The 14,240-nt window shown below is 59.8% G+C and carries 13 protein-coding genes; 4 read left to right on the forward strand and 9 right to left on the reverse strand.

All coding sequences use genetic code 11. The features are described from left to right. Positions 1–136 precede the first annotated feature (136 nt). Together recF and NFR47_RS02485 are read left to right on the forward strand one after the other, a co-directional pair. Complete coding sequence (gene recF, locus NFR47_RS02480; protein WP_251214006.1) at positions 137–1,261, forward strand: DNA replication/repair protein RecF; 1,125 nt, start codon at positions 137–139, stop codon at positions 1,259–1,261. A gap of 14 nt (positions 1,262–1,275) precedes the next feature. Then, the gene (locus NFR47_RS02485) at positions 1,276–1,548 is read left to right on the forward strand and encodes a DciA family protein (protein WP_338022839.1); all 273 of its coding nucleotides are present in this window, start codon (positions 1,276–1,278) and stop codon (positions 1,546–1,548) included. Between the two features lie 65 nt (positions 1,549–1,613). Here NFR47_RS02485 and NFR47_RS02490 read toward each other — a convergent pair whose 3' ends face one another. Continuing rightward, positions 1,614–4,166, reverse strand: coding sequence for an adenosylcobalamin-dependent ribonucleoside-diphosphate reductase (locus NFR47_RS02490; RefSeq protein ID WP_251214008.1), 2,553 nt, complete (start codon positions 4,164–4,166; stop codon positions 1,614–1,616). A gap of 142 nt (positions 4,167–4,308) precedes the next feature. Then, on the reverse strand, positions 4,309–4,683 hold the full coding sequence (locus tag NFR47_RS02495) for a RidA family protein (RefSeq protein WP_251214009.1): 375 nt from the start codon (positions 4,681–4,683) through the stop codon (positions 4,309–4,311). A 92-nt stretch (positions 4,684–4,775) separates the two neighbouring features. Between NFR47_RS02495 and NFR47_RS02500 the strand changes: the two genes are divergently transcribed. Further along, positions 4,776–5,213 (forward strand): META domain-containing protein, encoded by a 438-nt coding sequence (locus tag NFR47_RS02500; RefSeq protein ID WP_251214010.1) that lies wholly within the window; start codon positions 4,776–4,778, stop codon positions 5,211–5,213. 68 nt (positions 5,214–5,281) lie between these two features. On the opposite strand, the gene NFR47_RS02505 is transcribed toward NFR47_RS02500, so the two are convergent. From NFR47_RS02505 to NFR47_RS02525, 5 genes are read right to left on the reverse strand one after another with little or no spacing between them, the layout of a single operon-like run. Then, the gene (locus NFR47_RS02505) at positions 5,282–6,280 is read right to left on the reverse strand and encodes a malate dehydrogenase (protein ID WP_251214011.1); all 999 of its coding nucleotides are present in this window, start codon (positions 6,278–6,280) and stop codon (positions 5,282–5,284) included. Positions 6,281–6,334: 54 nt separating this feature from the next. Next, positions 6,335–6,931 carry a recombination mediator RecR gene (gene recR / locus NFR47_RS02510; protein ID WP_251214012.1) on the reverse strand — a complete coding sequence of 199 codons (597 nt, stop codon included), beginning with the start codon at positions 6,929–6,931 and terminating at the stop codon, positions 6,335–6,337. 1 nt (position 6,932) lies between these two features. Next, positions 6,933–7,733 carry a tetratricopeptide repeat protein gene (locus NFR47_RS02515; protein WP_251214013.1) on the reverse strand — a complete coding sequence of 267 codons (801 nt, stop codon included), beginning with the start codon at positions 7,731–7,733 and terminating at the stop codon, positions 6,933–6,935. Positions 7,734–7,741: 8 nt separating this feature from the next. Then, positions 7,742–9,616 carry a BatD family protein gene (locus tag NFR47_RS02520; RefSeq protein WP_251214014.1) on the reverse strand — a complete coding sequence of 625 codons (1,875 nt, stop codon included), beginning with the start codon at positions 9,614–9,616 and terminating at the stop codon, positions 7,742–7,744. 36 nt (positions 9,617–9,652) lie between these two features. Further along, on the reverse strand, positions 9,653–11,266 hold the full coding sequence (locus tag NFR47_RS02525) for a fumarate hydratase (protein ID WP_251214015.1): 1,614 nt from the start codon (positions 11,264–11,266) through the stop codon (positions 9,653–9,655). A gap of 246 nt (positions 11,267–11,512) precedes the next feature. On the opposite strand from NFR47_RS02525, the gene NFR47_RS02530 reads away from it, so the two are divergent. Next, positions 11,513–12,505 (forward strand): class II fructose-bisphosphate aldolase, encoded by a 993-nt coding sequence (locus NFR47_RS02530; protein WP_251214016.1) that lies wholly within the window; start codon positions 11,513–11,515, stop codon positions 12,503–12,505. Positions 12,506–12,578: 73 nt separating this feature from the next. On the opposite strand, the gene folB is transcribed toward NFR47_RS02530, so the two are convergent. Continuing rightward, positions 12,579–12,932 carry a dihydroneopterin aldolase gene (folB, locus tag NFR47_RS02535; RefSeq protein ID WP_251214017.1) on the reverse strand — a complete coding sequence of 118 codons (354 nt, stop codon included), beginning with the start codon at positions 12,930–12,932 and terminating at the stop codon, positions 12,579–12,581. After that, on the reverse strand, positions 12,932–14,227 hold the full coding sequence (gene tyrS / locus NFR47_RS02540; RefSeq protein ID WP_251214018.1) for a tyrosine--tRNA ligase: 1,296 nt from the start codon (positions 14,225–14,227) through the stop codon (positions 12,932–12,934). Before tyrS ends, folB begins: the two co-directional genes overlap by 1 nt. Between the last annotated feature and the right edge of the window lie 13 nt (positions 14,228–14,240).

Consider the following 14,240-nt stretch of genomic DNA (forward strand, 5'->3'; position numbering starts at 1 on the left):
GCTATTGTTAGTTCGTAATCCGTGCGAAGCGGCGACGGGCCGCAGCAATCCGGACAAAGATACGAAACTATTCACAATGTACAAGGCCGTGTCGGGGATTTTTTGTAACTTCGCCCCACGAAACACCGCCATTCCCATGCGTCTGAAAAAACTATCGCTGCTCCACTTCAAGAACATCGCCCGGCAGGAACTGGAATTCTGCCGCGGGGTGAACTGCTTAGTGGGCGACAACGGCGCAGGCAAGACCAACGTGATGGATGCGATATACTACCTGTCGATGTGCAAGTCGTCGCTGCCGATGACCGACACGCAGAGCATCCGGCACGGCGAAGAGGGCTTCCTGGTCGAGGGCCAGTACGTCTCGGACGAGGAGAAGAACGAACGCATCGTCTGCTCTTTCACGCGCAAGGGAGGCAAGGTGCTCAAACGCAACGGCAAGGAATACGAACGGCTGGCCGACCATGTGGGGCTGGTGCCCGCGGTCATCGTTTCGCCTGCGGACAACGCGCTTATCAGCGATGCGGCCGAAGAACGGCGCCGCTACCTGAACGCATGCATCTCGCAGCTGGACCGCCCCTACCTGGCGAACGTCATGCGCTATAACGCAGTATTGGCCGAGCGCAACCGACTGCTGAAGATGCAGCCCGACGAAACGATGCTGGCGATTTACGACGACCAGCTGACCGACTACGGCACGAAGATACACGCCGCGCGCCAAGCCTTTGCCGAACGGCTGCAACCCGTGGTGGCGGAGTACTACCGCATCCTCTCGGGCGACCGCGAAGAAGTGGAACTGCACTACAAATCGGAGCTCGGCGAACGGCCTTTCGATGAAATCCTGCGTGCCGCCCGCCAAAAAGACCTGGTGAACGAATACACGACCTCGGGCATCCACCGCGACGACCTGACGCTGCGCATCGGCGGCTATCCGCTGCGCAAATACGGCTCGCAGGGGCAGCAGAAATCGTTTCTTATCACGCTCAAACTGGCCCAATATGCCGTAGTGGCCGAAGCGTGCGGCGAAAAACCGATTCTGCTGCTGGACGACCTGTTCGACAAGCTGGACGCAGGACGGGTGGAACAACTTATCCGCCTGGTGTCGGACGAAGCGTTCGGCCAGATATTCATCACCGACTGCAACCCGACGCGGCTGAAATCCATCCTCGACGAAGCAGGCGGCGAATATGCGCTGTTCACCGTAGCAAACGGCGAAATCGCATCGGAACACGGCCCGACGAACGAAGCTCCCGACGAAGCATGAGACGCACGAAAACCATGCTGATGGGCGACCTGCTGGAAGAATTCTTCCGCCGCCCCCATATAGCGGCCAAGGTAGCCGAGGGAAAACTGCCCGATACCTGGCGCGCCATCGTGGGCGACCGGGCCGCCGACCTGACGACCGAACTGCGGCTCGAAAGGCATATCCTGCATGTGCGCATCCAATCGAGCGTCCTGCGGCAGGAACTGTTCTGCCAACGCGAAGCCCTGCAAGAAGAAATCAACCGCCGCTCAGGCATACGGATTGTCCATGCGGTAATTATCCGCTGACCCGAAAAGGGGCTGTCTGACAAATCGCAGACAGCCCCTTTTTCATAATCCGGCAGCAAGCGGCATCAACCGCACTTGGAATAACCGCACGACATGCAGGTGAGACACCCGTTCTGGTAGGCCATATTCTCCTGCCCGCAGGAAGGACACTTGCCCTTGGACTTGGTACCGTCGGCGATATACTGCTTGATTGCCCGGCAGACGCCCGTTTTCCACGTATTGATGGACTCGCTGTCGAGGTGCAGCGACTCGATGAGCGACACGGTTTTCTCGATGGGCATGCCGTGACGCAGAACCCCCGAAATGAGCTTGGCGTAATTCCAGAACTCCTCGTCGAAGAGACGCGAGATGCCGCCGATGGTGTTGGTGTAACCGTAACGGTCCTTATACTGGAAGTCGTAGCGCTTGGAACCGTCCTCCTCGCGCACCTTGATGATGAAACCCTTGGTAATCTTACGCGGAATGTACATGGCGTCCTCCTCGATCTTGCCGGTGAAGACCTCGTAAGGCCGGCCGTCCTGCAAACCGACGAACGCAATCCAATCCTCGGAACCGTTCTTGAACCGCACGATGTCGGCGGGAATCGACTTGGGACGCTTGGGCGCCTGTCCGGGGTGCTCCTCGCACTTGCGCTTGGACTTGGCCCCTTTCTCAATCAGCACGCCCTCGCGGCATCCGTCGCGGTAGACGGTGACGCCCTTGCAGCCGCACTCCCACGCGGTCCGGTAGACGTCGGCAACCAACGCCTCGGAGACATTGTTGGGCAGGTTGACCGTGACGGAAATCGAATGGTCGACCCACTTCTGGATGGCGCCCTGCATCTTGACCTTGGCCACCCAGTCGATGTCGTTGGCCGTGGCCTTGTGATAAGGCGATGCCTCGACCCACTTCTGCAACTCGCTGTCGGAAATGGAAGCGAGCTTCGAGGTGTCGTAGCCGTTGGCTTCGAGCCACTTGACGAAATTGTGGTGGTAGACGTTGTACTCCTGGAACTTTTCGCCGGTCTCGTCCTCGAAATCGACGTGCGTGTCGTGGTCCGAGGGATTGATCTTGCGGCGCCGCTTGTAGACGGTGCGGAACACGGGCTCGATGCCGGAAGTGGTCTGCGACATGAGCGACGTGGTACCCGTAGGAGCGATGGTCAGCATGGCGATGTTGCGGCGCCCCTTGTCGACCATCTCGGCGTAAAGCCCGGGGTCGGCCTCGCGGATGCGGGCAATCATGGGGTTGTTCTTCTCCTTGGCGGCATCGTAGACGGCGAACGGACCACGCTCTCCGGCCATCTTGACCGATGCGCGGTAAGCCTCGACGGCCAGCGTTTTCTGCACCTCGACGGCAAAGGCGATGGCCTCCTCCGAACCGTAACGCAGACCGAGCGCCGCAAGCATGTCGCCCTCGGCCGTGATGCCCAACCCGGTACGGCGCCCCTTGAGCGCCATGGTGCGGATTTTCTTCCACAGCTCCAGCTCGACGCGGCGCACGTCCTCGTCCTCCGGGTCGGCGGCGATTTTCTCGATGATAAGCTCGACTTTCTCCAACTCCAGGTCGATGATGTCGTCCATCATGCGCATGGCCTTGGCGACATGCTGCCTGAACTTGGCGAAGTTGAACTTAGCCTTCTTGGTGAAAGGCTCGTCGACGTAACTGAGCAGGTTCAGCGCCAACAAACGGCACGAATCGTAGGGACACAACGGAATCTCGCCGCACGGATTGGTCGACACGGTGACGAAACCTTCGTCGGCATAACAATCGGGCACGCTCTCGCGGATGATGGTATCCCAAAACAGCACGCCGGGCTCGGCCGACTTCCATGCGTTGTGGATAATCTTCTCCCACAACTTCCGGGCGTCGATCTGCTGCTCGTAACGGGGCTTCTCGGCGTGGATGGGGAACTGCTGGTGGTACTTCTTCCCGGCGATGGCGGCGCGCATGAACTCGTCGTCGATCTTGATGGAGACGTTGGCGCCCGTGACCTTGCCCGTATCGACCTTGGCGTCGATGAACCGCTCGGCGTCGGGGTGCTTGATGGAAAGCGAAAGCATCAACGCCCCGCGGCGGCCGTCCTGCGCCACCTCGCGCGTGGAGTTGGAATAGCGCTCCATGAAAGGCACGATACCGGTGGAAGTGAGGGCCGAATTGAGCACGGGACTGCCCGTGGGCCGGATGTGCGAGAGGTCGTGGCCCACGCCGCCGCGCCGCTTCATGAGCTGCACCTGCTCCTCGTCCATGCGGAAGATGCCGCCGTAGGAATCAGCGGGATTCTTATGGCCGATGACGAAGCAGTTGGAGAGCGACGCAACCTGGAAATCGTTGCCGATACCGGTCATGGGACCGCCCTGCGGAATGACGTAGCGGAAGTGGTCGAGCAAGGCGAAGACCTCGTCGGCCGACATGGGATTGGGATACTTCTTCTCGATACGCTCGATTTCGCGGGCGATGCGCTCGTGCATCTGCCGGGGCGACTTCTCGTAGATGTTGCCGAACGAATCCTTGAGCGCGTACTTGCTGACCCACACCGTAGCGGCCAAATCGTCGCCGTCGAAATAGACCTTCGATTCGGCGACGGCGTCGTTGTAGTCGACCTTCTGCGGCGTCGGGGACTGAATGTTTTTGGACATGGTATCTATATCAATATTTTAATCGTTTCTTCCGAAAACCCGGTTCTGCAAAGATGGCGCATTGCGGCCGAAAAAACCAATTCCGGCCACCCGAATTATCCACAAAATATCTACAAAATCCGGAACCCGCTGACAGAGACGGCTATCTGACGGCCACGGCGTCGATTTCGACCAAAGCGCCCATCGGAAGCGCGGCAACCTCGAAGCAGATGCGGGCAGGCATCCGCTCGGTGAAGAACTCGGCATAGACGGCATTCATGGCGGCGAAGTCGGAGATATGCTGCAACAGCACGGTAGTCTTCACCACGTCGCCGAATCCGTAACCTGCCTCGGCGAGGATATGGCCCAGGTTCGTGAGCGACTGCCGGGTCTGGGCCGCAATGTCCCCGGCCATCGTACCCGTGGCACCGTCGACGGGCAGCTGCCCCGAAACATAGAGTGCGCCGTTGGCCTCGACGGCCTGCGAATAAGGACCCACGGCTTTGGGCGCCAAAGGCGAAGCAATGATCTTTTTCATAAAGGTATATTGGTTTTTGAACGTTCGGAAAGACACAGAAACAAAGGTATGAAATATTCCGTATATTTGCTGCATAAACGAACGCTGCAACGATGAAAAGAATGCTTGCGCTGGTTCTGCTGGCGTCGCTGGCTGCCGGATGCAGCCACACCAGAGAGTGCCACTGCCACGCCTATCAGAAGAAATACCGCCGCCCGCTGACGGGAACCGCATGGCAGCTGGTCCAACTTTACGGGCAGAACGTACCGCCCGAAAAAGGCGCCTTCACAGTCACGCTGTCGCCCGAAGAGGGGCGGATAAGCGGCTCGGGAGCCTGCAACCGGCTGTCGGGCGACTACGCGACCGACGAAACCCGGGCGCTGAAAATCGGGCCGCTCCGCACAACCCGCATGGCCTGCCCCGGGTTGGAACAAGAACAGAAATTCGTAGAAGCGCTCACAACAACAACCCACTACGACATGGACGGGCCGATGCTGATGCTGCTCTGCAACGGAGAACTGCGGGCGGTGTTGCAGGCCACGGACGAATAGCCGGATTTCCAACCACGAAAAAGCCGCCCTTGCCGGGGCGGCTTTCGTATCTCCGAAGCGGCGGTCCGCTACTTCAGATGGGGATTGACCTTGTGCCACTCGTCGACGGGCGGAATGATACCCATCGAAATGACCTCGTCGCGGAGCTTGCAAAGGTGGTTATAGCTGTCGGTGAGCTTGGCGTGCTCCTCGGGAGTACCCTGCACGTTCTTGTACTCGACCCCCTTGGGACCGATGGAAGTCTCCATGGCCATGAGGATATGCCGGAACTCGTCGTTGTGGACGTAGACCCCGGCGGGATAAGTGAACGCCTTGCCGCCCATGGCCGCGGCAATCATGCAAATCGAAAGGTAAGCCGGGCTCTGGAACGACGAACGGCCGCGCAAGTCGATGATGTGCTTGCCGCCCTGGATGACGCGCTGCTGCAGCTCGTGCCAGTCGTCCTCGGGCATTTCATGACCGATGAGCTCCGACAGCGGACGCCCGGCCACCAACGTGGTGGAAGCGAAGACGGCCATCTGCTCGCCGTGACCGCCGTAAGTGCGGCAGTTGCGGATTTCGTCGGGCGAAATATGGAAGTACTGGGCCAGCTCGGAACGCAGACGCGTGGAATCGAGCGCCGCGAGGGTCGACACCTGCGACGGATGCAGACCGCCGTGAATCAACGCAACGAGACCCGTGATGTCGGCGGGATTGAAGATGATGACCACATGCTTGACGTCGGGACAATAAGTCCGAATGTCCTTACCGAGCTGGGCTGCGATTTCGGCGTTGCCTTTCAAAAGGTCCTCGCGCGTCATGCCGGCCTTGCGGGCGGCACCGCCCGACGAAACGACGTAGGAGGCCCCGGTGAGCGCATCGCCGATGTCGGAGATCCAGGTGAGGTTCACCCCCTCGAACGCGCAGTGGCGCAGCTCCTCGACAACGCCCTCCAACGCGGGCGCAAAAGGGTCGTAAAGACAGATGTTGGGCGTCAGCCGCATCATCAGCGCGGTCTGTGCCATGTTGGAACCGATCATGCCGGCCGCGCCGACGATCGTGAGCTTTTCATTGGTAACGAAATCCATGATACTATATATTATTAAATTAAGATTCTTCGCTAACGCTCAGAATGACACGTTTTATTCTACTTCGCGGCGGTTCAAGAGCGCGTGGGTAATGGTGAGCTCGTCGACATACTCCAGCTCGTCGCCGAAACCGATGCCCCGGGCGATGGACGTGACCTTGACCCCGGGGTAATGCCTCAGGCGGCTCATCAGGTAGAAAAGCGTGGTTTCTCCCTCTACCGAAGTGGAAATGGCCAGAATCACCTCCTTGATTTCCCCCTGCGCGATACGGTCGCACAAGAGGTCGATTTTGAGGTCGGAGGGCGCGATGCCCTGCATGGGCGAAATGACGCCGCCCAACACATGGTACAGCCCTTTGTACTGGTGGGTGTTCTCGATGGAGAGCACGTCGGCGACCTGCTCCACGACGCAGACCGTCGAACGGTCGCGCTCGCGGTCGGCGCAGATAGGGCACACCTCCTCGTCGGAGAGGTTGTTGCAACGGCTGCAATACCGGACCTCGCGCCGGAAACGGTCGATGCTGCGGGTCATGTCGCCCACCGATTCGGGCTCCATGCGCAAGATATGGATGGCCAGCCGCAACGCGGTGCGCCGCCCCACTCCGGGCAGTTTCGACAACTCGCCGACCACGTCCTGCAAGAGCTTCGACATATCAGACGACCTCGATTTTACGGCTTTCCAACCACCCTTTCTTCCCGTCGTCGATGACGACCTCGCACCACTCGCCGAGACGGTCGGCAATCCGCACGACCGTCCCCTCGTGCAAGACGAACAAATCGGTCGCCGACTTGTCGGGCGAACTCTTGACGGCGACCGAAGCGGCCGTCACCACGGCCTGCGAATCGTCGAGCATCTCGCGGCGGTCGGCCGCGGCGAACCACGTAACGCAGACGAACAGCAATCCGGCAACAAGCGTTCCATAGAACCCTGTTTTGCGGAGCGAAAGCCGCGGCGCAAGCAGGTAGAGCAAGAACAACGCAAGCGCGCAGGCCAGCAGCACGAGCGAAAGCACGGTCCACGCCGCACAGCCCATCGTATGGCGCACGCTACGCATCCATCCGACGAAGAAGAATTCGGGAATCCGCTCGATATTGTCTTTCGTGCGGGCCTCGGCGACACTCAGATTGTAGCGGATGTCGTCGTTGCCGGGAGCCAGCCGGAGCGCCCGATGATAAAACAGAATCGCCTTGCCCAACCGGTTTTCCTTGAAATAAGCGTTAGCAAGGTTGTAATAGAGCTTGACGGAGACGAACCCTTGTGCGAGCAGCTGCTCGTAAGCCGTGGCCGCAGCGCGGAAATCGCCGTTGATATAAGCCGTGTTGGCGGCGTCCCACAACTGCTCGGGAGCATCGGCCGCCGCGGGCTCCTGCGCCTGCACGTCGGCCGTCTCCTGCGCCGACACCATGCCGACGCCCGACACCAAAAGGCACAAAACCAATATAATCTGTTTCATACGCATTTCTATCTACGTTTGACCATCGCCTCGATATGCGAAACCAGGTCGACCCCCTCGTCGTAGACGTCGCTCATGCGGGCCGAAGCGGCGGGCGAATACTGCGCCTCGTCGCAACGGGCGATAATGGAGGTGAAACGCTGCGACTGCTCGGCCGGAACCCCGCGCTTGTGCAGCTCCTCGCGCACATTCTCCTTGGTAAGATTGGCCACGGGAATATTGAGCTTGTCGCTGACATAACCCCACAAGGCCCGCAGCATCTCCTCGTAGAAAGCATGGCGGTCCTGCTGCTCCATGTATTTACGGGCAGCCCGGAAACGCTGCACGGCGACTTTGCTGGCCCTCCGGCCCCGCAGGAGCACCGCGTTCTGCGAATCCTTGATACGCTTGCGCAAGGCGAAATAAACCGCTCCGAAGAAAACCAACACGAAAGCGAGCACGCCCCAATAAAGCCCGCTGAAAAGCAACGGCTGCCGATGCGAACGCAGCTGCGCACCGCCCAGCTTGATGAAGCGGATGTCCTGCCCCAACAGCCGGACCTCCTCCTTGGACATGCCGCGGCCCTGCATGACGACGGCATCGCCGCCACCGTTGGCATCGGGCGTGACTTCGAGGGTGAACGGCTTGGATGTCAAGGTCCGGTACTCCATGCGCGAGGGATCGAAATAACTGAACTCGACAGGCTCGATGTCATACGTACCCTCGGCCCGCGCGATGAACGGATAGTCGAACTGCCGGTAACCGGAAATCCCGGCCGCCGACGGGTTGATGGACTCGGTGGTCTTGACGTTGTACTGCTCGAACGAACCGGGCAGCGAGAGCTTGGGCGCCTGCACGAAGGTGAGGTTGCCCGAACCCGAAATCCGGACCTGGCACGTAGCGGCGGAATTGGCCGCCAGCCGCGCGTCGGGGAACTCGGTCTCCATGCTGAAATGACCCACGGCGCCGCTGAAGCTGGCGGGAGCCCCTGCGGGCAAAGGTTTGACAGTCACGCTGACGCGCTGGCTCTGCACCTTGCGCGGCACGTTGTAGATGTCGTGCCCGCCGCCGAAGAAAGGATCGACATGACGGCTCTGAACGACGACTTGCGCCATGGCGGTCAACTCGGCCGGGTCGATGGTGAGCGTCCCAGCTTGCTGGGGGTAGAGCAGGAACTCGCGGGCGACCAACGTTTCGTAAACCTTGCCGTTGAAAGTCTCGCGCTGCCGCCGTGCGTTGTCGGTATTGAGCTCCTGGGCCCAGAACCCGTTGAACGACGGGAACCGGACATCCTGATAACCCACCACGGTGACGCGCTCGTAGAGCTTGAACGTGACGCGCAAAGGCTCGCCCTTGTAAACCGAAGTCCGCGAAACGATGGCCCGCAACAAAATATCGTCCTTGGCAATCTGCTGCCGGGCGGCGCTTTCGGCGCTCTGCTGCGGAGACTGCCGCCCTGCGGAAGCGTCGGCATTGGGCTGTGCCGCGCCGGAACCTCCGCCCGGCTCGCTGACGACCTCGATGGCCAAAGGCCGGGTACGGTAAGCCGTACCGTCGACGGCGATTTCAGCGGGGCCGACGGTGACATTGCCCGCCGACTGCGGCAAGAGAACGAACGTAATGGTGTAATTGACGCTCTTGGTCATCGACCCGTTGACAATCTGGATCGACGACCCTTTCGACACGGCAGGACCCGCCAGCACGTCGAAACCCTCGAACGACGGGGCGACGAACGAATCCTTGTCGGGATTGGCGTTGAGCGCGAACTCCACGCGGAACGCCTCGCCGACGGCCACCGTCAAGGGTGCGGAGACCTCGAACGCGACCTTGTCCGCCCCGAAGACGGGCAGGGCAGCGACCGCGCAGAACGCCGCGCACAGAAACTTAGCAATAAAACCTTTCATCGAAACTTACAACGTGATTTCCACGCGGTTATTATCTCAATGCTTGAAGTCGGCGAAGAAATCGTTGCCCTTGTCATCGACGATGATGAAGGCGGGGAAGTCCTCGACGTAAATCTTGCGCACGGCCTCCATGCCCAGCTCGGGGAAGTCGACCACCTCGACCGACTTGATGGAATTCTTGGCCAGAATAGCCGCGGGACCGCCGATAGAACCGAGGTAGAAGCCGCCGTTGGCCTTGCAAGCGTCGGTGACCTCCTGCGAACGGTTGCCCTTGGCGACCATCACCAACGACCCGCCGTGCTTCTGGAAGAGGTCGACATAGGGGTCCATACGCCCGGCCGTGGTGGGGCCGAACGAACCCGAAGCCATGCCGCTGGGCGTCTTGGCCGGACCGGCGTAGTAGACCGGATGCTTCTTGAAATACTCCGGCATGGGCTTGCCCTCGTCGAGCATCTGCTTGATGCGGGCATGGGCGATGTCGCGGGCGACGATCAGCGTACCCTTGAGGTTCAGGCGCGTCTTGATGGGGTACTTGGTCAGGATGGCGCGCACCTTGTCCATCCCCTCGTCGAGGTCGATGTCCACGGCGGGCGACATGGCCGGAGCCTCCTTGGGCAGGAACCGTGCCGGATTCTTCTCCAGCTCCTCGATGAAGATACCCTCGGGGGTAATCTTGGCCTTGATGTTGCGGTCGGCAGAACAGCTTACGCCGATGGCGACGGGGCACGAAGCGGCATGGCGCGGAGCGCGGATGACCCGCACGTCGTGCACGAGGTACTTGCCGCCGAACTGGGCGCCGACGCCCGACTGACGGCAGATCTTCAGCACCTTCTCCTCCCATTCGAGGTCGCGGAAGCAACGCCCGCCCTCGTTGCCCGAAGTGGGCAGCTCGTCGAGGTAACCCGCCGACGCTTTCTTGACGGTCGAGAGGCACATTTCGGCCGAGGTACCGCCGATGCAAAGGGCCAGGTGATACGGCGGGCATGCCGACGTACCGAGGTCCTTGATATGCTCGGTGATGAACTTGGTGAGCGACTGCTCGTTCAGCAGGGCCTTGGTCTGCTGGTAAAGGAATGTCTTGTTGGCCGAACCGCCGCCCTTGGTGATGAAGAGAAACTCGTACTCCATACCGGGCTTGCCACCGTAGATGTCGATCTGCGCAGGCAGGTTGGTACCGGAATTCTTCTCGTCGGTCATGGTGAAAGGCACGACCTGCGAATAACGCAGATTACGCTCCTTGTAAGTCTCGTAAACCCCGCGGGCGATGCACTCGGCGTCGTCGGCCCCGGTGAAGACGTCCTCGCCCTTGTGGCCGATGCAGATGGCCGTACCGGTATCCTGGCACGTGGGCAGCTCGCCCTCGGCCGAGACGCACTGGTTGAGCAACATGGTGTAAGCCACGAACTTGTCGTTGTCGGTAGCCTCGGGATCGTCGAGGATGTCGCGCAGCTTCTGCAAGTGGGCGGCGCGCAGGTAGAACGACACGTCGCTGTAAGCGGCCTTGGAAAGCAGCTCCAACCCGGCTGGGTCGACCTTGAGGATTTTACGGCCGTCGCACTCGACGACCTTGACGTAATCTTTGGTCAGCAGACGGTACTGCGTCTTGTCCTCCCCGACAGGGAACGGCTCCTGATAGATGAATTCAGCCATAGTCTATTATATTGTTTCGTGTTAGCGCTCGAACCATGCAAAAGTACAAAAAACTATCCGGATTGCACAACAAATCCGGCACTCTGTTATTTTTTTCACAAAAAGCGCCCGAAAAGAAACGTTCTTAAGATTATTTAATTAAATTTGTGCGATTTTTGAGTACGGACCTTATTCTTGCCCAAGCCATACCGGGCCGGGGAAAGGCTCGACGAACAGGAACGATTCACTGCTAAACAATAAACGATTATGGTATCTTACAAGGAACTGGGTCTGGTGAACACCCGCGACATGTTCGCCAAGGCCATCAAGGGCGGCTACGCCATTCCGGCCTTCAACTTCAACAACATGGAGCAGATGCAGGCCATCATCCAGGCATGCGTCGAGACCTCGTCGCCCGTCATCCTGCAGGTGTCGGCAGGCGCGCGCAAGTACGCCAACCAGACACTGCTGCGCTACATGGCACAGGGCGCTGTCGAGTACGCCAAGGAACTGGGCAAGAACATTCCCATCGTACTGCACCTCGACCACGGCAACTCGTTCGAGCTGTGCAAGGACTGCATCGACATGGGTTTCTCGTCGGTGATGATCGACGGTTCGGCACTGCCCTATGACGAAAACGTGGCGCTGACGAAGAAAGTCGTAGACTACGCTCATCAGCACGACGTAACGGTCGAAGGCGAGCTGGGCGTGCTGGCCGGCGTCGAAGACGAAGTGGCTTCCGAGCACTCGCACTACACCGACCCCGCCGACGTGGAAGACTTCGTGAAGAAGACGGGCGTGGATTCGCTGGCCATCTCGATCGGCACCTCGCACGGCGCCAACAAGTTCAAGCCCGAGCAGTGCACGCGCAACGCCGAGGGCATCCTGGTGCCGCCCCCCCTGCGCTTCGACATTCTGAAGGAAATCGAAAAGCGCATCCCGGGCTTCCCCATCGTACTGCACGGCTCGTCGTCGGTACCGCAGGAATATGTGAAGATCATCAACACCCACGGCGGTGCACTGAAAGATGCGGTCGGCATCCCCGAAGAACAACTGCGCGAAGCTGCGAAGAGCGCAGTCTGCAAAATCAACATCGACAGCGACGGCCGTCTGGCCATGACCGCTGCCGTGCGCACCGTATTCGTGGAGCAGCCCGCCGAGTTCGACCCCCGCAAGTACCTGGGTCCGGCCCGCGACGAACTGAAGAAACTCTACATGCACAAGTGCGAAAGCGTCCTCGGTTCGGCCGGCAAGGCTTAATCGAGAGAAGTCTTTCAAGAAAAGGGGCTGTCTGCTTGGCGCAGACAGCCCCTTTTCTTGAAATATGCGTTACCTATTTCTCCAGCGTCACGCTCACGCGGTCGAGCTTGCCGCCCAACGGAGGAGCCAGCTTGGAGACGGTGCAGACGACATGGCGAATCTGCGGAAAAGCCGCCCGGACCGCATCCAGGATATTCATCGCCACCCGCTCGATGGTGCGCTGCGTGACGCGCATCTGCTCGCGGACCACCTCGTAGACGGTCAGATAGTTGACCGCCTTTTCGACACAATCCTCCGCCGCGACGTCGCCCAGCTCGGCCGTAATGGTCAAATCGACCGTGAAACGGTTGCCGACCTTGCGCTCCAGCTCGTAGCAGCCGTGCAGCGCATGGAACTCCATGCGTTCGAGCGTAATGCGGTACTCCATTATTCGACGATGATAAGATAATAGTTCTTCTTGCCTTTCTGCACGAGCAGGTATTTCCCGGCGATAAGGTCCGATTCACCGACCAGACGCATCGGGTCGGCGACTTTCTCCTTGTTGAGCGACACGCCGCCGCCCTGCACCATCTTGCGGCACTCGCCCTTGGAGGGGAATACCTGCGTCTTCTCGGCGGCAAGGTCGACGAACGGCAAACCTAACTCGGCACGTGCGATGCGGAACTGCGGCACCCCCTCGAAAACCTGCAAAAGGGTCGCTTCGTCGAGCTTGCGCAGCGCTTCGGAAGTAGCACCGCCGAAAAGAATGGCCGACGCCTCGACCGCCTTTTCGTACTCCTCCTTAGAATGAATCATCGTGGTAATCTCCTGCGCCAGCCGCTTCTGCAACGCCCGCAGATGGGGCGCGGCATCATGCTCGGCGATAAGCGTTTCGATGGTTTCGCGGTCCAGGAGGGTGAAAATCCGGATATAGCGCTTGGCGTCCTCGTCGCTGACGTTGAGCCAGAACTGATAGAACTTGTAAGGCGACGTATAGCGCGGGTCGAGCCACACGTTGCCGCTCTCGGTCTTACCGAACTTGGTGCCGTCGGCCTTGGTAATCAAGGGGCAGGTGATGGCGAACGCCTCGGCTTCGGGACCCAGCTTGCGGCGGATGAGCTCGGTGCCCGTAGTGATGTTGCCCCACTGGTCGGCACCGCCGAGCTGGATTTTGCAGTTCATGGCCTGGTAGAGGTGCAGAAAGTCGTAGCCCTGCACGAGCTGGTAGGTGAATTCGGTGAACGACATGCCGTCGCCCTCGCCGTTGAAACGCTTCTTGACCGAATCCTTGGCCATCATATAATTGACCGTAATGCACTTGCCGATGTCGCGGATGAAGTCGAGGAACGAAAACTCCTTCATCCAGTCGTAGTTGTTGACCATGACGGCGGCGTTGGGGGCGTCGGACTCAAAATCGAGCAGTTTGGCCAGCTGGCGCTTGATGGCCTCCTGGTTGTGACGCAGAGTCTTCTCGTCGAGCAGGTTGCGCTCCTGCGACTTGCCCGAGGGGTCGCCGATCATGCCCGTAGCGCCCCCGACGAGGGCCAGCGGACGGTGGCCGCACAACTGGAAGTGCTTGAGAATCATCACGCCGACCAGGTGGCCGATATGCAGCGAATCGGCCGTGGGGTCGATGCCCAGATAGGCCGTGGTCATCTCTTTTTCGAGCTGTTCCTTGGCTCCGGGCATGATGGTGTGGATCATCCCGCGCCATTCGAGTTCTTCGATAAAATTCTTTTTCATATCTCTTTTCATT

Origin of the sequence: Alistipes muris, from assembly GCF_943193205.1 — a bacterium.
Lineage (GTDB): Bacteria > Bacteroidota > Bacteroidia > Bacteroidales > Rikenellaceae > Alistipes > Alistipes muris.